The 21990-nt window shown below is 59.0% G+C and carries 19 protein-coding genes; 6 read left to right on the plus strand and 13 right to left on the minus strand.

Annotation, left to right across the window (positions count from 1 at the left end):
• Nucleotides 1-74: 74 nt before the first annotated feature.
• Nucleotides 75-824: a glycosyltransferase family 25 protein gene (locus tag AB4Z52_RS13180; RefSeq protein ID WP_442218367.1), complete on the plus strand. Its 750-nt coding sequence runs from the start codon at nt 75-77 to the stop codon at nt 822-824.
• Between the two features lie 36 nt (nt 825-860).
• Here the strand turns inward: AB4Z52_RS13180 and AB4Z52_RS13185 are convergent, their stop codons facing one another.
• Nucleotides 861-1115 (minus strand): DUF2934 domain-containing protein, encoded by a 255-nt coding sequence (locus AB4Z52_RS13185; RefSeq protein WP_442218368.1) that lies wholly within the window; start codon nt 1113-1115, stop codon nt 861-863.
• Nucleotides 1116-1347: 232 nt separating this feature from the next.
• Between AB4Z52_RS13185 and AB4Z52_RS13190 the strand changes: the two genes are divergently transcribed.
• From AB4Z52_RS13190 to AB4Z52_RS13205, 4 genes are all read left to right on the plus strand, one after another.
• Complete coding sequence (locus AB4Z52_RS13190; RefSeq protein WP_442218369.1) at nt 1348-1539, plus strand: hypothetical protein; 192 nt, start codon at nt 1348-1350, stop codon at nt 1537-1539.
• Between the two features lie 144 nt (nt 1540-1683).
• On the plus strand, nt 1684-2670 hold the full coding sequence (locus AB4Z52_RS13195; RefSeq protein ID WP_442218370.1) for a Tim44 domain-containing protein: 987 nt from the start codon (nt 1684-1686) through the stop codon (nt 2668-2670).
• 164 nt (nt 2671-2834) lie between these two features.
• Nucleotides 2835-2975: a hypothetical protein gene (locus tag AB4Z52_RS13200; protein ID WP_442218371.1), complete on the plus strand. Its 141-nt coding sequence runs from the start codon at nt 2835-2837 to the stop codon at nt 2973-2975.
• Between the two features lie 501 nt (nt 2976-3476).
• Nucleotides 3477-3686 carry a cold-shock protein gene (locus tag AB4Z52_RS13205; protein ID WP_442218372.1) on the plus strand — a complete coding sequence of 70 codons (210 nt, stop codon included), beginning with the start codon at nt 3477-3479 and terminating at the stop codon, nt 3684-3686.
• Nucleotides 3687-3785: 99 nt separating this feature from the next.
• On the opposite strand, the gene AB4Z52_RS13210 is transcribed toward AB4Z52_RS13205, so the two are convergent.
• The 5 genes from AB4Z52_RS13210 to AB4Z52_RS13230 all read right to left on the minus strand — a co-directional run bounded on the left by AB4Z52_RS13210 (nt 3786) and on the right by AB4Z52_RS13230 (nt 11380).
• The gene (locus AB4Z52_RS13210) at nt 3786-5714 is read right to left on the minus strand and encodes a DEAD/DEAH box helicase (protein WP_442218373.1); all 1929 of its coding nucleotides are present in this window, start codon (nt 5712-5714) and stop codon (nt 3786-3788) included.
• 214 nt (nt 5715-5928) lie between these two features.
• Nucleotides 5929-6228 (minus strand): DUF6074 family protein, encoded by a 300-nt coding sequence (locus AB4Z52_RS13215; RefSeq protein ID WP_442218374.1) that lies wholly within the window; start codon nt 6226-6228, stop codon nt 5929-5931.
• 105 nt (nt 6229-6333) lie between these two features.
• On the minus strand, nt 6334-8082 hold the full coding sequence (locus tag AB4Z52_RS13220; RefSeq protein ID WP_442218375.1) for a cation:proton antiporter domain-containing protein: 1749 nt from the start codon (nt 8080-8082) through the stop codon (nt 6334-6336).
• A gap of 96 nt (nt 8083-8178) precedes the next feature.
• Nucleotides 8179-9465, minus strand: a complete 1287-nt coding sequence (locus AB4Z52_RS13225; RefSeq protein ID WP_442218376.1) for a DUF763 domain-containing protein — start codon at nt 9463-9465, stop codon at nt 8179-8181.
• A 127-nt stretch (nt 9466-9592) separates the two neighbouring features.
• Nucleotides 9593-11380, minus strand: coding sequence for an APC family permease (locus AB4Z52_RS13230; protein WP_442218377.1), 1788 nt, complete (start codon nt 11378-11380; stop codon nt 9593-9595).
• A gap of 263 nt (nt 11381-11643) precedes the next feature.
• Here AB4Z52_RS13230 and AB4Z52_RS13235 point away from each other — a divergent pair, with 263 nt between their 5' ends.
• Entirely contained in the window at nt 11644-14004 is a 2361-nt protein-coding gene (locus AB4Z52_RS13235; protein ID WP_442218378.1) for a DUF1989 domain-containing protein, read from the plus strand.
• Between the two features lie 369 nt (nt 14005-14373).
• Here the strand turns inward: AB4Z52_RS13235 and AB4Z52_RS13240 are convergent, their stop codons facing one another.
• From AB4Z52_RS13240 to AB4Z52_RS13270, 7 genes are all read right to left on the minus strand, one after another.
• Complete coding sequence (locus tag AB4Z52_RS13240) at nt 14374-15711, minus strand: NAD(P)-binding domain-containing protein (RefSeq protein WP_442218379.1); 1338 nt, start codon at nt 15709-15711, stop codon at nt 14374-14376.
• A gap of 43 nt (nt 15712-15754) precedes the next feature.
• On the minus strand, nt 15755-16795 hold the full coding sequence (locus AB4Z52_RS13245; protein WP_442218380.1) for a heme-dependent oxidative N-demethylase family protein: 1041 nt from the start codon (nt 16793-16795) through the stop codon (nt 15755-15757).
• Nucleotides 16796-16852: 57 nt separating this feature from the next.
• Nucleotides 16853-17818, minus strand: a complete 966-nt coding sequence (locus AB4Z52_RS13250) for a PDR/VanB family oxidoreductase (RefSeq protein WP_442218381.1) — start codon at nt 17816-17818, stop codon at nt 16853-16855.
• Complete coding sequence (locus AB4Z52_RS13255) at nt 17815-18417, minus strand: dimethylamine monooxygenase subunit DmmA family protein (RefSeq protein WP_442218382.1); 603 nt, start codon at nt 18415-18417, stop codon at nt 17815-17817. Before AB4Z52_RS13255 ends, AB4Z52_RS13250 begins: the two co-directional genes overlap by 4 nt.
• Nucleotides 18418-18429: 12 nt before the next feature.
• On the minus strand, nt 18430-19563 hold the full coding sequence (locus tag AB4Z52_RS13260; RefSeq protein ID WP_442218383.1) for an aminomethyltransferase family protein: 1134 nt from the start codon (nt 19561-19563) through the stop codon (nt 18430-18432).
• 239 nt (nt 19564-19802) lie between these two features.
• Nucleotides 19803-20081, minus strand: coding sequence for a hypothetical protein (locus AB4Z52_RS13265; RefSeq protein WP_442218384.1), 279 nt, complete (start codon nt 20079-20081; stop codon nt 19803-19805).
• 452 nt (nt 20082-20533) lie between these two features.
• Complete coding sequence (locus AB4Z52_RS13270) at nt 20534-21763, minus strand: glycosyltransferase (protein WP_442218385.1); 1230 nt, start codon at nt 21761-21763, stop codon at nt 20534-20536.
• Nucleotides 21764-21990: the final 227 nt, after the last annotated feature.

Consider the following 21990-nt stretch of genomic DNA (forward strand, 5'->3'; position numbering starts at 1 on the left):
AGGCTTGATCCCATTTTCTGCTAATGCGAAGGCAATCCGTCGCTTAGCCCACGCATCGAAGAAGATCAGAGCGGATGCCTTCGAAACCACTACCGGTCTACGTCATCAATATCGACCGCACCTATCATCATTTTGTCGATATCCTTGAACAGGCAGCAGATGTTGCGGTTGAGGTGCAGCGCATTCAAGGCGTAGACGGTTCGCTGATCCCGCGCGAGACCTGGGTCGATGTCGATCACAGGAAATTCGTTCGCCGTCACGGCAGAACGATCCTGCCGGGGGAGTATGGCTGCTACCGCAGCCATCTGATGGCGCTTGACCAATTCGTGAAAAGCGGCAGGGAAGCAGCGGTCATCATAGAAGATGACGTTTCGTTCGAGGCAGATCTGCCTGCAAGAGCAGATGCCTTGAGAGCAGCACTTCCCCTCGCCGAAGTCATCAAGCTCATGAACCATCGCTGGCCGGGATTTCGGCCGCTTGCGAAAACCAATGAAGGCGATGTGGTAGGCCGCTGCCTTTTCGGACCACAGGGGTCAGCCGCGGGCTATATAGTCACGCACCGCGGAGCCGAGAAACTTCTGAAATCAATGCGTGTCATGTCCTTGCCGTTCGACGTTGCGCTTGAGCGCGGCTGGGACATGAAATTGGCGATCTACTCAACCGCCAGCAATATGTTGAAATTCGATGGCACTCGCAGCACGACATTGATCGGCACGCGCAGCGACTATCGCGCGGCGAAGCTTCGGCCCATTGGCCGCCTTCGGGCCTACCTTTTCCGCACCAGCGAACTGTTTCGGCGTCTGGCGTTCGTCTTGCTCAGCTAAGGACGCTCAATTTGAACCCGGCATCTCTCCCGCAAGTCAGAAAGGCTGGCGCGTCTGTTCTGTTCCGGTCTGCGGCCGGTCGATGTTAGAGGCGCGCAGCAGGCGGCTCGTCGACGAAACCAGCTTGGACAGAAGCTCGCTTCCATCAGCCGAAGCCTGGGTGCGCTCCAGCCTGTCGAACTCGTTTGAAGCCTGGACCCAATGTTCAAAATCGCGGCCGGCCGGGCGACCGCCCGCTTCCCACAGGGCATAAGCACGTTTGCTGATCCAGTCTTGTCTGGAACGGTTCATGGCGGACCTCTGGAGGCTTGTGAAAATGCTCGATACTCCGCCTTAACGCCAGGAACTCGAAGCAGTTCCAGCCATTGAAAAATGTTGTCCAGGCTTGATGCGACCAACGAACACGACCATTGAATTTGAAACTTTTTCGCTCGCCATGTGTTCGATTGCCAATGACTATCGCCGCCAAGGAACAGGCCGGCGCAAAACAGAAGACGGTCGCAGCATAGCCTAGGAGACGCTGGTGGAAGAAAAACAGAGGGCCAAATATTCGAAGGAGGAAAAGCGGTTGCAGGCCGAAAATGCAACCCGGGTCGCCGCCGAGGAGGCGGAAACTACAAAGAAAGCGAGGGACGCCAAGACTGCCCGTTTGCGGGAGTTGCGGTTGGCAAAGGAGCGCGAAGAGCAGTCCAAAGGCAAGCAGGAGAAGAAATAGGGGACGCAAGCCTGGCAAAGGGATCGCCTCGCTGCGCGATGTGGCGCGGCTCAATACCGGTGGGCGGACAATCAAACTTATAACTGTGAAAGTTTACACCTATATAGGCTACCTCTAGTCCAATCGCCTCTGACAGGAAAAGCAATGCCCACAGTTTCGCGTCTCGCCCATCTGGCTTTCATATTCGTTTTTGCTCTGGCGGCCTCCTTCGCCACCTTCGACGATGCGCAGGCCCGGCGTGCTGGCGGTGGCGGCTTCGGCAGTCGCGGGACGAGAACATATTCGGCTCCGCCGACGACCAGCACCGCGCCGACCACGGCCGCTCCCATACAGCGCTCGATGACGCCACAGCCGACGACGACGCCGCAAGTGGCGCCCCAACCGGGCATCACTACTCCACGCCCGGGATTTTTCAGCGGCTTTGGGCGCTCGATGATCGGCGGCCTGCTGGTTGGCGGCCTCTTTGGCATGCTGCTTGGACAGGGCTTCGGTGGCGGCTTCGGCTTTCTCGGAATGCTGCTGCAGATCGCCCTGGTTATCGGAGCTCTGATGTTGGCGGTCCGGTTCTTCGCCAATCGTCAGCAATCGAGCGCCGCTGCGGCGAGCCCGCGCAGTTCCTTTGGTGGACCGCCGCCGGCAAATACCTCGTTCCACATTCCGACGATCGGTGCCTCGGCGGCCCCTGCTCAACCACGGTCCAGCGCGCCCGATGAGATCGGATTGCGCCAGACCGATCTCGATCGCTTCGAGCAGCTTTTGACTGAGATACAGACCGCCTATGGCAAGGAGGACTATGGCACCATCCGGGCGCTGACGACGCCCGAGGCAATGTCCTACCTTGCAGAGGAGCTTGGCGAGAACGCGACCAAGGGTGTGCGCAACAGCGTTTCGAATGTCCATCTGCTCCAGGGCGACGTCGCCGAAGCCTGGCACGAGGACAATGCCGACTACGCCACGCTGGCCATGCGTTACTCGAGCGTCGATGCCATGCTCGATCGCACCACCGGCCGGCTTGTCGATGGAGACGATCGCAATCCAAGCGAGGCCACCGAGCTTTGGACCTTCGTCAGAAAACCGGGATCCGATTGGAAACTCTCGGCTATTCAGGGAACAGAAGTCGCAAGGCATTAGGCGGCTGCCCGGTTTCTGACTTAGATAAGCCTCAATTGATACGGAGAAATTGGTTATCGGCGTTGGCCAGCTTGGCTCGTTGCGGCTCAGAGGTTTTCGGGCCGCCAAACTCTCCGTGTCCGACACAGCAGCTTATCTCAAATTAATAAGGTAGGGAGACTCCGATGGCTAAAGGGCAAGTGAGAAGCAACCGGGAAACTAGAAAGCCCAAGAAGGATAAGGCCGAAAAGTCCGTCTCAGCGGTGGGTTCGCAGGTAAAGCTTGCAGAGAGCGGCCTGAAGCTCGGCAAGAAGGACAAGAGCTAACGCCACCGTCGATTTTAGCTCCTAGCATTGTTTGGAAAATCCGCTCGAGGGGTTTTCCAAACAGCCGTGTTTTGTCACGAAGCTTCGCGTGTCGTTCGGCCAAATGTCGCGGCCTGGAAGCTGCGTCATGTCGCACCATTCGATTGCAGCGATCTCCCGGCCACAAATAATTGGTTTGGAACAAGCTAAGCAGCGAAAAAACACACCGCCTTTTGCGTCTTAGCGATTGATCTCAACTCATTGAAAAAGATGCGCCTTTTTGTTCGACGCAGGGGCTGCTGAACCGCGCGCGACAGTGCGCGCAACTGTCCAAGATCGGACCAGCGGTGAAAACCATCTTGCCCTTGCGTGTGAAATCTCTATTTTCAACAGCGTCGATTTTGATGAACTGTGTTCGATGCAAAGCTCCAAGCGTGCCTGTGACCAACCTCCTCGCAATTTCGATCAAACGAGCCGTGTGACAACGGCTTTCATTCGACGCCAATAAAAGGGAGAGCGTTCATGCCTTCAGGCACAGTTAAGTGGTTCAACAGCACCAAGGGTTTCGGCTTCATCGAGCAGGATGGCGGCGGACCTGACGTGTTCGTGCACATTAGCGCAGTCGAGCGTTCGGGCCTGGGATCCTTGAAGGATGGCCAGAAGGTCAGCTTCGAAGTTGTGCAGGACAAGCGTTCCGGCAAGTCTTCGGCAGATCAGCTGCGCGCAATCTAACCGCTTTTTTTGGTTGACGCGTAACCCGCGTCTGCCGATCGAAATGAAAAAGAGGCCGGTTCGACCCGGCCTCTTTTTTTATTGAGCCAAGTTGGACGATCAATCCTGGCGCTGCTTGGCATTGCCCTTCGGCTTGCCCGGACCCGCGCGGTTGCCGTCTTTCTTGAAATCTGGCTTGAAGTCGGGCTTGCCGGCCTTCTTTGCCCAGGGCTTCGTGTCTGTCCAGGGCTTCTTGTCTGCCGGCTCTGCCATTTTTTCCGCAAGCGTCAGCCCGCGCTCCGGCTTGCGCTCGAACTTTTGCGCCGGCCTCACGTCGTCGCGCGGCGGCCGGTTGTTGGCGGGAAACGATCTCTTCGGCGCTCCGCCATCCTGGTTGCCACGCGACAGGTCCGGCGCGCCATCAAGCGTCTTGACGCGAATGCCCTTTTCCAACGTCTTGTTCGGGCCGATTGCCGCGAGAAACCGCTCGGCTCCATCGGCCGAAAACTCGACATAGGTTTCCTCCGGCTGCATCTTGATAGCGCCGATATCCCGCTTGGTGAGATCGCCGTAGCGGCAGATCATCGGGATCAGCCAACGGGGCTCGGCGCTCTGCTTTCGACCGACGGACAGCGAAACCCAGACCCCGTCGGTGAAATCCGCGCGAGCGGCGGGACCATCCTCGCGTGGCGCTGAGAACTCGTCGCGGCGGCCCTTCTTGCGCTCGTCAGGGATAGCGACATCAACCAGATCTTCCGGCGCCGAATGGCCGGCGCGGTACTGGCGCAGAAATGCTGCGGCAACCTGCTCGGCGCCGTGACGCTCCAGAAGCTGGGCAACAACCGTCTTTTCCTCATCGCGAAGAACCTCCGTCAGGACGGGGTCGGCAAGGAGGCGCTCATCGTCGCGGGCATTGACGTCGTCGGCAGACGGCGGCTTGGCCCAGGTTGCGCTAATGCGGGCATTTTCGAGCAGGCGCTCGGCGCGGCGGCGTGCGCTGCTGGGCACGATCAGAGCACTGACGCCCTTTCGCCCTGCGCGGCCGGTGCGGCCGCTGCGATGGAGCAGCGTATCCGGATTGGTCGGCAGGTCGGCATGGATCACAAGGTCAAGGCCTGGAAGATCGATGCCGCGAGCGGCAACGTCTGTTGCGATGCAGACGCGGGCCCGGCCGTCGCGCATGGCCTGAAGCGCATGGGTACGCTCATTCTGGCTTAGCTCGCCGGAAAGGGCCACGACGGAAAAGCCGCGATTATTGAACCTGGATGTCAGGTGGTTGACGGCTGCGCGTGTCGAGCAGAAGACGATCGCGTTTTGGGCCTCGTAGTAACGCAGGACATTGATGATCGCGTTTTCGCGGTCGGTGCCGGCAACGGTTAGGGCGCGGTATTCGATATCAACGTGCTGCTTTTCCTCGGCGGTCGTGCTGATGCGGACCGCATCGCGCTGATAGCTCTTGGCGAGCGTTGCGATCGAACGCGGCACGGTTGCCGAGAACATCAGCGTCCGTCGCTCCGCAGGAGATGCCTCGAGGATGAACTCCAGGTCTTCGCGAAAGCCAAGATCGAGCATCTCGTCGGCTTCGTCGAGGACAGCTGCCTTGAGTTGCGAAATATCGAGCGAGCGGCGGCGAATATGGTCGCAAAGCCGTCCGGGTGTTCCGACAACGATATGGGCGCCGCGCTCAAGCACACGTCGCTCGCTGCGCATGTCCATACCGCCCACGCAGGACGCGATGACTGCGCCAGTCAGCTCGTAGAGCCATTCCAGCTCGCGCTTGACCTGGAGCGCCAGCTCACGGGTCGGGGCGATGACGAGCGCCATGGGGGCGCCCGCATTGCCGAAACGATCCTTGCCGCCAAGCAACGTCGGCGCAAGCGCCAGGCCGAAAGCGACGGTTTTGCCCGATCCCGTCTGGGCTGAAACCAGCGCGTCGGCGCCGTCCAGCTTCGGATCGAGCATCTGCGTTTGCACCGGGGTCAGTGCTTCGTAACCGCGTTTTTTCAACGCCTCGGCAATCGCCGGAGCGATCCCTTCGAACTGTGTCATGTCTTGTCTTTCGGAATTCGGTTTTCGCGCGCCGGACTATGATCGGGATCGGGCAGGCGCAGATCGCCGCGGCCAACACGTCGCGGGCCTGTTCATTGCCGCGCTACATACGCGCTTCGCTTGGAAAAGTACAGAGCGGCAAAGAGCCGAGCCGGCGTTTGATGATGAAATCGGATGGCGAGGCCCGACCGAGCATGTTCTGCAGCCGCAACAGCTAGCGCTGCATCGTCTCGGCCGGCCGTTCGGACTGGTGCAGGCGCATCATCGCGCCCTGGACGTGGTCCTGGAATTCCATGATCTGCACCCGCATTTCCGCGTCGGAAAAACCAAGCGTCAGCAATTCGTCGGCCAGTGCGCGGCATTGAGAACGCCAATAGACAACGGCCTCTTCGCCATGCTTGCCGTCAAGCTCCTCGGCGCAGCACGCAATCAGCCTCGAGCGCGCCGACAGCGGAAAGGCGATAATCCGGCCATGCGTCGCCGCGGAAGGAAGGTCTTGATGAGCGGCGGCCATTGATTCGTTCTCCTGAGCGTCATCCTTCTCTACAGAGATTGTGATTAATGCTTCGTTTCCAAGCCGTTGGATCGCACTTCTAAGGCGAAAAATGCATTGCATGGGTCAGCCTGCAGCGCTGGTGCCCCTCTGCCTGGCGACATTCATCTCCGAACGCTCCCTGGCAAGATCACTGACCGCGGAGCGCAACGCCGGATGGCGCGACATGAAAATATTGAAGTCGCGCCGCTCCAGGACCAGGAACTGGCAGAAATCGACCGCAACCACGTCTGCCGTCCGGCGCCCGCCGGTCAGAAGTGCCATCTCTCCGAAGAACGAACCGGCAGAAAGGCGAACATTGCCGTTTTCCAGGTGAACCTCGACGGCACCCGATGCAACAAAGTACATGCCGTCTCCGCGGTCGCCGACCCTGAGCACCCGATCGCCGGGGGATGCCGACTTCGGGCGGAACAGCAGAAGAAGCTCTTCCTGCGAATGCTCGTCCACATCAGAGAATATCGGGAAGGTCTCGGCCAGCTGCTGGATCTCCAGTTGATGCAGGCGGTTTCTTTCCTCGCTGGCGATCCGGTTGTTTTCGAGTTCGAAGGAAAGCGCCTCGTGCCTTTCACGGCCATGCCGCTGCGAGAGCTGTGGCCAGGCTGCGTAGAAGTGTGTCCGCAGGGCTTCCGCCGCCAGAAAGTATAGCGGATTGATCGTTATCGAGAGGATGGCGGCAGCAAGGATGACGTCCTGTCCCTCGCGCGGCAACAGGCCAAGCGAAACGCCTAGGCCAGCCAGGATGAACGAGAACTCGCCGATCTGCGCCAGCCCTCCGGCAACCGCAAAGCCAAGGCCGATCGGGTAGCGCAACAGGATGACGATGAAGAACGACAGCAGCGATTTTCCAACGATGATCAGCGCCAGTGCGCCGACGACGGCTATCGGGTTGCGAACGAGGATCGATGGATCGAACAGCATTCCGACGGAGACGAAGAACAGCACCGAAAATGCATTCTGCAAAGGCAGGGAGTCTGCCGCCGCCCGGTGGCTGAGATTGGATTCACTCATGACGACGCCGGCGAAGAAGGCGCCGAGCGCAAAGGATATGCCGAAGATCGCTGTCGACCCGAAGGCGATGCCAAGGGCGATGGCGAGAACCGACAGCGTGAAAAGCTCCCTTGAACCCGTACGCGCCACAAGCGTCAGGAGCCACGGCACCACCCGCGGCCCGAGTACGATGGCGATGATGGCAAAGGCAATGACCTTGACCAGCGTCAAACCGACCGTTGCCATGATCTGCATGCCGTTCACGTCGGCAGCGGATCCCGCCGCACCTTCGGCATGTCCGCCGAGAACCCCTGCCAAGGCCGGCAGCAGGACCAGGGCCAGAACCATCACCAAATCCTCGACGATCAGCCAGCCGACCGAGACGCGGCCCTCGACGGCATCGACGAGATTGTGCTCCTCCAGCGTTTTCAGGAGGACGACGGTGCTGGCGACGGAGAGGCTGAGGCCGAAAACGACACCGGCGCCGAGGCTCCATCCCCACATCCAGCAAAGGCCGATACCCAGAAGCGTCGCAAGGACGATTTGGATGATCGCTCCGGGCATGGCAATTCCGCGAACCGCCAGAAGATCGGACGTTGAAAAATGCAGCCCCACCCCGAACATCAGCAGGATCACGCCCATTTCGGCGAGCTGACCGGCAAGATTGCTGTCGGCCACGAACCCTGGCGTGAAATGGCCGATGACGACGCCGGCCACGAGATATCCGACCAGCGGCGGCAAGCGCAGGCGATCGGCGACATATCCGAACAGCGCTGAGGACACGAAGCTGATGGCAACGGTCGCTATCAATCCGACTTCGTGGTTCACGCCTGCCGTTCCATATTTTAGCCCTATCTTGACAAGGAGCCGAAGCTAGCATCGTGCGGTTGACGAAGTCCACCGGTGAACGGCATGTCTGGCGGGCTAGTCCTTTCGCCTGTGCGTTTCGACGCCCACGCCGCTCACATCCACCGGCTGCTCCCAGCCGAAGACGCTGCGTCCACCGAACTGCGCGGAATTCTCGAATTCACCCGCGATAATTTCCTTGAGGTCGGGACCGGTCACATATTGTTCGAGCCGACGCGACTGATCATCGAGACGTCTTAATGCCTCGAGCTCCTCGGTTTGCCCGAGCCTGCCTTTGTGCACGGCCGACTTCATGACCTTGATTGTTTCATCATAAACCTTCAGCGCAACGGGGAAGGGGTGGCGGTCCTTGCCGCCATGGGCAAGCGAGAAGCGCGCGGGATCGGAAAAGCGACAGGGCGCGCCATAGACAACTTCGGCAACCATCGCCAATGCCTTGACGGTGCGGGCGCCGACGCCGGGCACAAGCAGCAACTGTTCGAAATCTTCCGGGCCGCGATCGGCGGCAGCCGCCAGATTGCCGTGCAAGCGCCGCATGATCACATCACTCTCGCGTACGTCGTGGTGCGCGGGCATGATGAGATAGGGAAGCATGAGCTGATCCGACGCCTTCGTGGCGACGGGCTCAATGCGCGACAGTTCCAGAGCCGCCGCCTCCCGGGCGATCCCGTCTGGCCCGAGGGTTGCGAGCAGATCGAGCTGGCCTTTTCGGGACACATCCGCCCGGCGGTCGGCGAGATTGACGATCTGCCCCTGCCCTCGGCCTTCGATTGCCGCGTGCGGCGAATCGATGAAGCTCTTCAGCCCCTCCGATATCCAATGATAACGCCGCGCCTGCCGGAGGTCCCCGTTCATACCCTGCTGCACGACGACCCAACGGCCATCATCCGTGACGATGAAGCCGTGCAGATAGAGATCGAAGCCATCCTGGACTGCAGCGCTGTCGACCTTGGCAACAAGCCGGCTTGCTGTCGCCATCGCCTCACCGTCGATGCCGACGCGATCGCCGATCGCCAACAATTCGCCGGGTGTCTTTCGCGATTGCGCGCCACGCCCGCCGCAGACATGGATGCCCAGTTCGCCGGAGAGCGGTGTGAGCCCGCGCTTGAGTGCGCCAAGCACGCTGGTGGTAATGCCGGAGGAATGCCAGTCCATGCCCATGACGGCACCGAAGGACTGGAACCAGAAGGGATGGGCGAGCCGGCGAAGAAATTCGTCGCGCCCGTAGTGCTGGATGATCGCCTCGGCAATGACGGCGCCAAGCCGGGTCATACGGTCGCCGAGCCACTTCGGCACCCGACCCCCATGCAGCGGCAGATCGGCGCTCCCTGCCCTTTGCGTCATTGCTTACGGTCCCCTCACTTCAGCAAATCATTTGCTGACATATAATGCCAATCGACGGGCGCGGGAACCAGCCTCGTCCGGGGCAAACGGGCCGGCGGCAATTGCCGCCGGCCCGTATCATCAGACATCACGCCGGCAGCTGGAAGATGACGTTCGCCACGAGCACAACCGCAAGGCCTGCCGCCAGTGCCAGGTAAGGCAGGATGCCCGCCTTCTTAACGCCCAGGTCCTGGCCGACCAGCCCGAGATCATCCATCGCACCTTCCGGGAACCGGCCGCCATCGCGAACGAAGTGACGATAGGCAAAGACCGGCAGGATGAGCGCTGCGAAGATGAAGCCGACCCACAGGGCGTTGGAATAGCCCCAGACCTTGGCACCGGCGCCGAGGAACAGCGCGTTGACGAAGGCAAGTACGGTATTAAGGCCGATGAGCCAGGTCGGCGCCTTCCACGGCCGCTCGACATGGCCAGAATCCATCCTGTGGATCCAGCCGGCATTGAGGTTCAGGAAGTTGAAGATGATATAGCCGACATTGGAGACGGCGAGCACGAAGAAATAGCCCGCGGTGTCGGAAGCGATCGCCAGCAACAGGAGATTGAAGGCGAAATCCGTCCACATGGCGCGCGTTGGAGCGCCGTGTTCGTTGACGTGATCGAGATATTTCGGAAGCCAGCCATCCTTGGAGCCCTGGTAGAGCGTCCGCGACGAGCCTGCCATTGCGGTCATGATCGCAAGGATCAGCGCCATGATCATCAGGATAACCAGCAGCTGGGTGACGATCTTGCCACCATGGACGAGGCCGGCCAGAGCTTCTGCAACACCCGACCCATCGACAATGCCAGGGGAAAGCATGCCGGAATGACCGAGCACACCCTGGAAGGTGAAGGGGATCAGGAAGAAGAACAGGCAGCACAGAAGGCCGGAATAGAAGATCGCCTTGAACGTGTCGGTCTGCGGGTTCTTCAGCTCCCGCGTATAGCAGACCGCCGTTTCGAACCCGTAGGTCGACCAAGCGGCGATATATAGCCCACCGAGGAAGAGCGTCCAGCCACCATTGCTCCAGGTACCATCCGTGGCAGCGTAAGCGGCCGTCGGCGGCAAAAGGTTGGTGACGTTGATCATGTCGATCTGGCCGCTGAAGATCGGGAACAGGCCGATGATCAAAAGCGGCACGAGGACGATGATCGCAAGCCATTTCTGCACATTGGCAGTGCCGAGAATGCCGCGATGCTGGATCGCGAAGATGATCAGCATAAGGATGCCACCGATGATGAAGGTCGCATTGAGGCTGGCCTTGGCAAGGAACGGAATATCGAAGGTCACCAGCGACCAGCTGCGAATGGCAGGGGTAAAGGCAGCAACGCCATCAGCCGAAATCAACGCAGTGATTGCGTCCTGCGGGCTTTTGCCGGCATTTGCCGCAAGCCATTCCGCAACGCGAGGACTGTCAGCCGTTATGCTGCCGGCATGCGCGGTGATCCACTCAACGACCATCTGCGAGTCTGCACCCGGGATCGGGAAGAGCGCGTTGAGAATATAGCCGGCTGCGATGGCGCAGCCGAGTGACAGCACAGGCGACCAGGCGAACCAGTTGCACCAGACCGAGAGCGGCGCGATGAATTTCGAATAACGCAGCCAGGCGGTGGCACCGTAGACCGACGCACCGCCGGATTTGTTGGCGAACATGCCGGCGATCTCGGCATAGGTGAAGGACTGCAGGAACCCCATGACCATGGAGATGATCCACACGACGAAGGCAAGCTTGCCTGTCGTCCCGGCGATACCGCCGATCGAGAACAGCACAAGCGGCGGAACACCGGCGGCCACCCAGAAGGCGCCCTTCCAATCCAGCGAGCGGATCAACCCGCCGCCTGACGCGGCATCGGACCCTTCGGTCTCAACGATAGCTACCATAAACAGTCTCCTCGACCAGTTTGCCGTATCGCGCGGTATGCGCGTTCCCTTATTTTTTGTTGATCGCGCAGGTCTGTTTGCTGGGCCAGCGGCGTCATGAAAGCGCCTCTGGCCCGGTTCCCGTTACAAGCTTTTTTAACCTTCGCTTATTCTCATAGTGAATTTTTTTTCTTAAGGGTCAAGTCCGTCTTTGTTTCTCAACCGCATTTCCGGTGATATAAGAGCGGGAAAATCAGGGAAAACGGCGTTCGCCGGAGGACAAGATGCACGAGCCCGGAACCGTTCTGCAGCCACCGCGCGCAAGCAAGATATATCGGCCCGGTTATGCTGCATTGGCGGCCGGTACTGAGCGATACCGCGTCAAGGGCCGTGGCTCGACCGTCGTGAAGGTCGGCGTCGGCGACAAGGTGACCGTGGCGGACGTCGAGGGATGCCAGCTTTGCGAGGTCAGCTTCGTCGACAGAAACGGCCGGTTCGAGCCGGCGGCTCTCGGGGTTCCGTTTTCCGGGCCTGCAATCGGCCTTCGCGACATTCTGTCGAGCGACAGTGAAGGCACCCGGCGAACGCTGGCGGCACTTGAGCGACGCGGCGTCGATCTTGGTAAGGCCATGGCTCTCACACTTTTCGGGGGCACCTCGTCGTCAGGCGCGTCGGCGGAGCTGACGATGGCACTCGACGGGCTGCTAATCGTCGCAGCCCCCGGCGGCCCGATGGATGCGGAATTGCAGAACACCGCGACCGCGATCGAGGTCTCGATCACGCGCGCGCGTCGCATCCGCACTTATGAGGAGCAGCTTCCCGAGCCGATGGCTGATCCACTACAGGAGCTGCGGATAAAGGCGGCGACGGCCTCGGCCTATTTTGTCAAGGCAGGCGAATTCATCCAGATCATCGACGTCGCAGGCCGCCAATGCACCGACTTTCAGGCATTTGCGGCGCGCAAGGTAGACAAGGGTCTCGACAGAGCGCTCGACGCGACCGTCACGCGCACCCTGCTGGGGCGCAGCTATCCAACGCCGGGGCTTCCCTCCAAGGGATTTGATCGCGACTTCGAGCCGCTGGTCGAGATCGTGCAGGATACGGTCGGCCGGCACGACGCCTTCGCCACTGCCTGCAATTCCCGCTATTACGATGACATGGGCTACCCCGGCCACGTGAACTGCACGGACAATTTTAACGCGGCGCTCGCGCCCTATGGCATCGCACCGCGTAAAGGCTGGGAAGCGATCAACTATTTCTACAACACCAATATCGATCATCAAAACCAGCTTTATCTCGATGAGCCCTGGTCGCGTCCCGGCGATTACGTTCTCATGCGGGCGCTGACCGATCTCGTCTGCGTCTCCTCGTCCTGTCCCGACGATATCGACGCGGCCAATGGCTGGGACCCGACCGACATCCACGTCCGGACCTATTCGGACAGCCAGAAATTCACACGAGCGGTGGCAATCAGAATGACCCCGGATGCAGAGCCAGAAATGACGCAAGAAACGGCCTTCCACCCCCGTCTTTCAGGTATGACGCGAAACTATTCCGAATATCGCGGCTATTGGCTGGCGAGCCGGTTCAACAATGACGGACCAATCGAGGAATATTGGGCTTGCAGGGAACGCGCCGTGGTCATCGACCTGTCGCCGCTTCGAAAATTCGAGGTGACCGGACCGGACGCGGAAGCGCTGCTACAATACTGCATGACGCGGGACATCCGCAAATTGTCGCCAGGCCAGGTGGTCTACACCGCCATGTGCTATGAAAACGGCGGCATGATCGACGACGGCACCATTTTCCGGTTGGCGCAAAACAACTTCCGCTTCATCGCCGGCGACGACTTTTCCGGCATCTGGCTGCGCCAGCAGGCTGAAAAGATGGGCTTCAAGGCCTGGGTTCGCTCATCGACCGACCAGATGCACAACATCGCCGTCCAGGGACCGAAGAGCCGCGAGATCATCAAGGAGATCGTCTGGACGGCGCCTGTGCAGCCGGCGATCGGCGAGCTTGAATGGTTCCGCTTTGCCGTTGGCCGCATCGGGCATTTCGAAGGCGCTCCGGTGGTTGTCTCCCGCACCGGCTACACCGGCGAACTCGGCTATGAAATCTTCTGCCACCCAAAGGACGCCCTCACCGTCTTCGACGCTGTGTGGGCCGCGGGTCAAAAGCACGGCATTAAGCCGATGGGCCTCGAAGCGCTCGACATGGTGCGCATCGAGGCAGGCCTGATCTTCGCGCATTATGAATTTACCGACCAGACCGACCCCTTCGAGGCCGGCATCGGCTTCACGGTGCCGCTGAAGTCGAAAACCGAGGATTTCATCGGCCGTGACGCCCTGATCGGTCGAAAGGAAAACCCGCGCTACAAGCTGGTCGGCCTCGACATCGACGCCAACGAAACCGTCGTCCATGGCGACACCATCCATATCGGCCGCGCCCAGATCGGCGTCATCACCAGCTCCACCCGCTCGCCGATCTTGAAAAAGACGATCGCGCTGGCACGGGTCGATGTCTTGCTTTCTCAGGTCGGTACAGAGGTAGAAATCGGCAAACTCGACGGCCATCAAAAGCGTCTGCCGGCAGTGATCGTGCCATTTGCGCACTACGACCCACAGAAGCTGAAGCCGCGGTCTTGAGCGGCTACCCAGCCTTGTGGTTGGCTTCGATATATTTTCGAAGCGCCGCATTCATTCGTGTCCGGTACCTACGCCCATTGGCGCTGAAATGATCCAGATAACCGCTCCGCGCTCGATCTATGCGATACGGAAAATTCGACCACGAACGCTGGCGAGCATGTCGTACCTGGTTTCGCCGTAGTCCTTGCGATCATCGACTGCGACTTTCCGTTCGGCATCCAGGAAACCGATCAGAACCTCAGCAAAATCGATGCCCCGTTCACCTAGCGTCCGATCGCGTTTTTGCGGGTGCCAATCAAATTCCATCAGACGAATAGGGGAGAAATCTAGACTTTCGTCAAGATTTCTCCCCTTCGAAAGGTCAAATTTTCAGTTCTTCAAATAAACATCCAGCGTATCATCCATCGCTTCAAGCCACGGCGTGTGGTGCTTTGGCGCCATGTTGCCGGTCATCAAGGAGCGGTAGCCGTTGTCGCGGAAGCCCATGATGCTTTCGACCTTGTGGTGTTCCCACTCCATGAAGGTCTGGTTGATCCCTTCGATGTCGAAATTCGGATAATCCGTCTCCTCGAGAAGTTCTTTCACATAATCGCCCTGGAACCAGATCATCTGCTCTGCATCCTCGAGCCCATCCTCGCGGGTTCTCCAGGCATCGAAATGGGCCTTCATTTCCGCAGCTCCTGGCACCTTGATGCGACCGAGAATGACATCTCGGGCGTACCATGCCTGGGCGTCGAACATGTTGAACGTGTAGAACTGGTCCTGCATGCCGATATAGAACAGCTGCGGATTTTTCTCGTAGACGACGCCCTTATAGAGGTCGTCGGCCCAGAGCCTATTGGCGGTCTTGAGGCGAAGACTATCCGGCAGGAAAGGGAAATGGTGGAGATAGCCGGTGCACAGGATCAGCGCGTCGACTTCCTTGGTCGTCCCGTCCTTGAAATGGGCCATCTTGTTTTCGAGTTTCTGCAGCAGCGGCCTTTCCTCGAAGCGCTCCGGCCAGGCAAAGCCGATCGGCTTGCTCCGATAGCTGACGGTCACGGACTTGGCGCCGTATTTCCAGCACTGCGAACCGATGTCCTCAGCCGAATAGCTGCGGCCGACGATCAGGATGTTCTTGTCCTTAAATTCGAGCGCATCGCGGAAATCGTGGGAATGGAGCACGCGTCCGCCGAAGGTCGAGACGCCTTCGAAATAGGGTACATTCGGCGTCGAGAAGTGGCCGCTTGCCACGACGACATAGTCGAAAAGCTCGTCATACATCCGGTCGTTGACGCGATCATGCGCGGTGACTGTGAATTTTTTGGTCGCTTCGTCGAAGGTGACCATGCGCACGGGGGTGCTGAAGCGCACCCAGTCGCGAACCTTTGCCTTCTCGACACGACCCTTGATGTAATCCCAAAGTACGGCGCGCGGTGGATAGGAAGCGATCGGCTTGCCGAAATGTTCCTCGAACGAATAATCGGCAAATTCCAGGCATTCCTTGGGTCCGTTCGACCAGAGGTAGCGATACATGCTGCCATGGACCGGCTCACCATATTCATCGAGGCCGGTGCGCCATGTGTAGTTCCAAAGCCCGCCCCAGTCCGCCTGCTTTTCAAAGCAGACGACTTCGGGAATATCCGCGCCCTTTTGCGCGGCCGATTGAAACGCTCTCAATTGAGCAAGGCCAGACGGCCCTGCGCCGATCACGGCAACTCTTGTCATTCCAGTTCCCTCTTTTTTGATTGGTCTTCACCGGCAAGGCAGGTCAATCCGGGAAAATTCCCGGACTGGTCGGCAGGCCGTCATCATAGGTCTTCAGCCAGTCGATCGCCATCTGGCGATAGCGGGTCATGCCCTTGTAGTCGGCGATCTCGTCCGGCAGGGTCGCAAGCACCCGCGGCAGCCGCCTTCCCCATTTTGGAACCGTCACCAGTTCGTTGAGACTAATTAGATAGCAGCGGATGACGAACAGTATGGCGTTCGAACGCGGTAGGCGCCACAGGCTTTGCAGCTCGACGCGCAGGTGCAGCTTCTCGCCGATATTCTCTGGCGTGACCGTCAGGCGGTCGGGGCCCCATTTGTGATAATTCTCGGGGCTGGTGTCGAGGCGCGGATTGATCGTCATCGTCCAGTTCAGCCGCCGGGTGGGTTTGCCCTGCTGCAGGTTCAAGAGGAATTTCAATGCGCGGTCGAAGACACCGATCTGATGGGCGAGCGGCACCGGCCCGTGCCATTCCATGAAATTCATGCCGATGTCGAAATCCAGCGACCAGTCGGCCTGAGTGGTCACCATACCGGCGTCCATCCACAGATTGCCGTCGCGTTGGTCGACGATGCAGAAATCGCCCTGCGCCTGGAGGGTAATGTATTCCATCGGCGGATGGGGCAAGGTCGATGCATCGCCGAAGGTGAACGTATCGTCGATGCCGAGCGGCCGGTTTATCCAGCGCCATTGGTCGCCATCCCTCGTCAGGGAGAAATGCTCGGGGTAATCGGCGGCCTGATGCTCCATCAACAGCTCCAGCGTGTCCCACTGCGCCGTCATCATATGCGGCAATGCCTGGCAACGCAGCGGATCTTCTTTCAGCACCAGCGCCCGGTCATGCATCTCGGCGACGTAATGTTCGTCGACATCGATCAGGTTTTCAAAGACGCTTGCCGCAGCACCTTTGACATGTGGCTCCATGTTGACCGAGTACATGTACTTGTCCTGGTCGAACGGGAATGGAAACCGCCTGATGTTGTCAGGGCTGTTGCGGAAGGTGAAGTCGTCGCGAAACGTCTCTTGCCTGAACTTGATGGTCATCTTCTTCGATCCTTACCGCTGTGTCCGGGCCGCTATGCTCGAGGTGTGTCTTTCGCTTCAAAGTTGAAGTACAAGCTGCTGTCCCTTGAAGCGCGAAACGCAGATCATGATCTTGCGGCCAGCCGCCTTTTCGTCGTCGGACAGGTAGATGTCATTGTGCTCAAGCTCGCCGTCTGAGGATAGGACAGCGGTTTCGCACTGGCCACAGGCGCCGCCGCGACACATGTACGGCGCATCGCAGCCGGCAGCCTCGACGGCCTCCAATATGCTCTGGTGCTCGCCGACGGTGATCGACTTGCCGGATAGCTCCAGCATCACCTGGAACGGCAGGCCCGCCGGAGGCGCCAAAAAGCGCTCGGCATGCAGGTTTTCTTTCGGCCAGCCTGCCTCAAGTGCAGTCAGGAGCACACCATCGATCATGCCGGAGGGGCCGCAGACGTAGAGATGCGTTCCAAGCGGCTGGTTCTCGACGAGGCGGGCAACCGGAATGAAGTTCTTTTCCTCATCGCAATAGATCTTGATCCGCCGCGGGCCGTAGCGATCAAGAAGCTCTTTCCAGAATGCGCCGTGTTCACGCGAGCGGATGGCATAGTGCAGCTCGAACGCCATATTGTCGCGGCTGAACTGCTCCATCATCGCCAGAAATGGCGTGATACCTATGCCGCCTGCGATGAGGATGTGCTTGCGGCCGCGGTGATCGACCGGGAACAGGTTGACCGGCTGGCTGATCGTCAGCTGGTCCCCGGGTTCGACCATATCATGCAGAAAATGCGACCCGCCGCGGGAATTGGCGACACGCAGCACGCTGATCTCGTAGGCGGAGGTATCGTCCGGACGAGACATCAGCGAGTAGGGATTGCGTCGAAGAAGACCGCCGTCGTTCATGGAAACGACGACATGCGAACCGCCCGAAAAGACCGGCATCGGCCCGCCGTCGGCCCGCTCCAGACGAAAGGTTTTCACCGCCGCTGCAACCTTAGTGACCGCCGCCACCCGAACGGCCATTTCCGTATTGAGGCTCAAGGGAATATCTCCTCGGGTTCAGGCGCGGTGCCCGGTTCCTCGGCATCGATGTTTACGCCCTGAAAGGCGCCGAGGCGACGCGAATAATGGTCGCGAACCAGAAGCGGCAGGCCGCAATGCGTGCAGATCACCGGGCTTGTCGTAACACAATCGGTGATGCCCTTGCAGTGAACGCACTGGACGCGGCGGGCAAGTGAGCCGCGATGCTCCGTCTTCAACGAGTTGAAGTCGACACCGAAATCGAGCGTCACCTGAACGATCTGCCCGATGAAGCCCTCCGTCCCCGAGATGTAGATGCGAGTGCCCATCGTCGCGCTTTCGAGACAGGCGCGCAGGCGGAACATCAGCGGCTGCAGCGTTGGCGCCTTCCAGAAGATGTCGGCGCCGAGCGCCGCCAAAGCCATATCGTGATCTTGGGCAGCGGAACCTGCTGGAAGATAAAGGATTTCAGCCTTCTGAAGGAAGCCGGCATCACCTTCGGCCCGCTCGATCAGCGCCAGCGCCCCCTCGCCTTCCAGCACGAACAGGTGCCGCTTCGCGTGAGGGTCTATGTCGATGCCCTTGTACTCCGGTCTGCTCTTAATGCCTGCCACCAACATCGCGCTCGCCCCTCAGCCTTGCGCCGTCCGTTTCTTCTTTTCCGGATCGTCGAAGGTAATGGTGTGGGCGATGGCAGAGGCGCTCACCGACTTGCCCCTGACCTCGAGCTTGGCGCCCTGCACCGCATGTTTGACGTCGACGCGCATGATCGCCATTGAGCGATTGGTGAGTTTGGAATAGGACGGACAGGTGATGACGCCAACCTTATGGCCATCGTCCCAGACCTCGTCGCCGAGGTCCGTCGGACCATCCGCATCGACCAGAAGTCCGAAGATCTTGAAGCGTTCCTTGCCTTTGAGGCGGGCATGCTCCTCGGCGCCACGAAAGCCTGTTTTCCCGGGACTGACCGTGAAATCAAGGCCGAGTTCCCAAAGGCTGTCGCCGGGCTGCTCGTTGGCGAAGGGGTACATCTGCGAATTGTCATAGGGATAAAACAGCAGATAACTTTCGACGCGCAGCATATCGAGAACACTGAAGCAGCACGGGATGATCCCCATCTCCTTGCCCTCGTCGAGGATACGGTCCCAGACCATGCCGGCGTCCTGGCCGCGCACAAAAAGCTCATAACCTCGCTCGCCGGTATAGCCGGTGCGCGAGATCATCACGGGCGCGCCGAACAGCGTCGTTTGCATATGATGGAAATACTTCAGTTCGCGTATGCCGGGAACATATTTCGCAAGAAAATCAACAGCGATCGGCCCTTGAAGCGACAGGTCGTGAAGGTCGTCGTCAAACAGCACGGCACAGTTTCGCCCTTGGGCCTGCTTGGTGATTTCCTCATGGCCGGAGCCGGAGCCGTGCACCAGCATCCAGGAATTCGGACCCGTGCGATAGACGATGCAATCGTCGGTGAAATGACCGCGGTCGTTCAGCATGCATGCGTAAACCGACCGGCCAGGATAGATTTTCGTCATGTCGCGGGTCGTGATGTATTCGAGCACGGCAATCGCGTGGGGACCGACGAGATGGACTTTCTTCAGGCCGGAGACATCCATGAGCCCCGCCTTGGTGCGAACGGCAATGTGCTCTTGGTAGATATCCTTGTCATAGGTCCAGGCGGTTCCCATGCCACTCCAGTCCTCGAGATTTGAACCGAGTGCCCGATGCCTGTCTGCAAGAGCCGAAAACCGCCAACTCAAAGCCATGTCATTCCCCTTGGATATTTCACTATGTGGAAATAATTATTCCTGAGTATATGAGTGTTTTCGCGAACGGCAAGCCCGACAACCGTTTTTTGAACATTGTTATCGCTGCTTTTGAATCGGGATGAAACTCGAGCCGAAATTCAGTTTTTCGGTGGTAACGTTAACGATTCATCAGTCATAAAAGATTCGCTTGTCTGCAAATGCAAATTCATCATTTTAGCGACATGAAAGATATACATTCACCCAAAACCGATCCAGGAAACGTAGAACGTTCGCGTGAATGCGAAGAAGTTCTTACCGTTGCTTTCAAGGACCTGCTTGAACGCGCTGAAGCCGCGGGATGGCAAGAGGCCGAAGTCGCCCTTGTCCTTGCCGATATTGCCGACGCCCATGTAATGGACGTCGCAAAACGACGCAAACAGGCAGAGACCTACAACTAGGTCCTTGTCCCAAAACGGCACACCCATCTCGCTTGGGTAACGCCACCAGGACATGTCGCAGGATTGCAAGCCGAACATGCCGCACTCAATGAATAGTAGCCCTGCCAAGGCCGTCCCGACGGGTAAATAGAAGCAACGATAGCGCCATACCGCTGCTTGCAGGCCCAACAACCAGATGCGCGAAAAAGGTCGAGCAGCAACGGCCGGATCACGTCTGATCGGAAATCCCTTTGTGAAAATATCAAAGTGAAGTGTCGGCGCCCTGACCAGACAAAAAAGCCCGGTGCGGGAGGAGGTGCACCGGGCTCTTGATGATGACCGACAACCTGGGAGGAGGATGTTGCCAGTCGCACGTTGCGTCTCGGGAGGAGTGAAACGCTTCGATAACCAAGATATAGTGCTGCGATGCCCGCGCATCAAGTCACATTATGTTGCATCGCAACATGCCTGTTGCGCCGCGTGAGATGAACGCGTTCGCCGCCGGCCCATCGCGCTACCGACGAGGCAGGCCTTCGAAATCAAGATCGATCTTAAAATTGCGGAGCGTGGACGATAGCGGGCTCTGCGAGCCCCGCATGCGATGGTATGTCCATCGACGGAACCGGCATCGGCTCTTCGACAATGCGAGGCCGCGAAGCGACGTTTGCTCCCACCTTGAACGCTGAATTCTTTCGAGCCAGCAATTCCTCTGATATGACGGACCGCATACTCGTCAGGAAATTCCTCGTACTGAATTGCGCAGCGTGCGCCCGGATCGTCTCTGGGCGAAAGACGCTTTCATCCGCCTCGAAGGCTTCAACCGTCTCGATCAGCGCTTCTTCGGTTTGTTCACCGAACAATAGGCCGGTTTGGCCGTGGATGACCGTTTCCAATGCGCCGCCGCTGCCGAACGCGATCACAGGACGGCCGCTCGCCATCGCCTCCACCGGCACGATGCCGAAGTCTTCCTCGCCCGGAAAAATCAGCGCGCGGCACCGCGCCAGCTTTTCTTTCAGTACCGGGAACGGTGCGCGCCCGAGGAAGGTGATGGTCGGTCCGGCGATGCGCTTCAGCTGCGCCATCTCCTTGCCCTCTCCGATCACCACCAGTTTGCGACCCATCCTGCTAAAGGCCCGCACGGCAAGATCGATCCGCTTGTAGGGTATCAACTGACCGGCGCAAAGATAGAAGTCGTCAATCTCGGAAGAAATGGCAAAATCCTCGACCGATACGGGCGGATAGATCACCGTCGCCGGCCGGCGATAGTATTTGCCGATGCGGGCGTTGACATGGTGTGAATTGGCGACAAAGCGGTCGACGCGAAGACTGGTGTTGACGTCCCAGGCGCGCAGCAAAGGCGCAAGAATTGGCATGAGCAGCCGCGAGGCGAAGCCTGCACTTGATCGATAGAAGTGGTAGTGATCCCACAGATACCGCATGGGCGAATGGCAATAGCAGATGTGGGTGGCATGCGGCGGAGGAATGATGCCCTTGGCGGGACCGGATTCGCTGGAAATTATCAGGTCGTAACCGCTGAGGTCGAAGCCTTCGAGGGCAAACGGCATGAGCGGCAAGAGCGACTGATAATGGCGCACCGCGCCTGGAATTTTCTGCAGGAACGATGTCTTGACCACGTGTTTCCTGATTTTCTCGGAAACCCGGCTTTCATCGTAGACCAGTGTGAAGATATCCGCCTCCGGATAGAGGTCGCAGAGCGCCTCGATAACCTTTTCGCCGCCTCGCATCGAGACAAGCCAATAGTGGACGATGGCAACGCGCATCGGATCTCTCCATTTGAAGATCCATCATCGGCAGAGAAAAGATCGCTTGGACAGAACAACCATTGGCCTCCTGCTGCATCCATAAAGGTAAGGATTATGACCAAATGAACTAAATCGGTATCACTAATACCTGAAACGGCGATGGCGGTGCTTACATCCGGCCATTGCCTCCTCATAAGGGATGATCTCTGTTTATGCCGCAGGGGATTTACTCGCCACCTGTTCAG

The sequence above is a fragment of the Rhizobium sp. 2YAF20 genome (assembly GCF_052114685.1).
Lineage (GTDB): Bacteria > Pseudomonadota > Alphaproteobacteria > Rhizobiales > Rhizobiaceae > Rhizobium.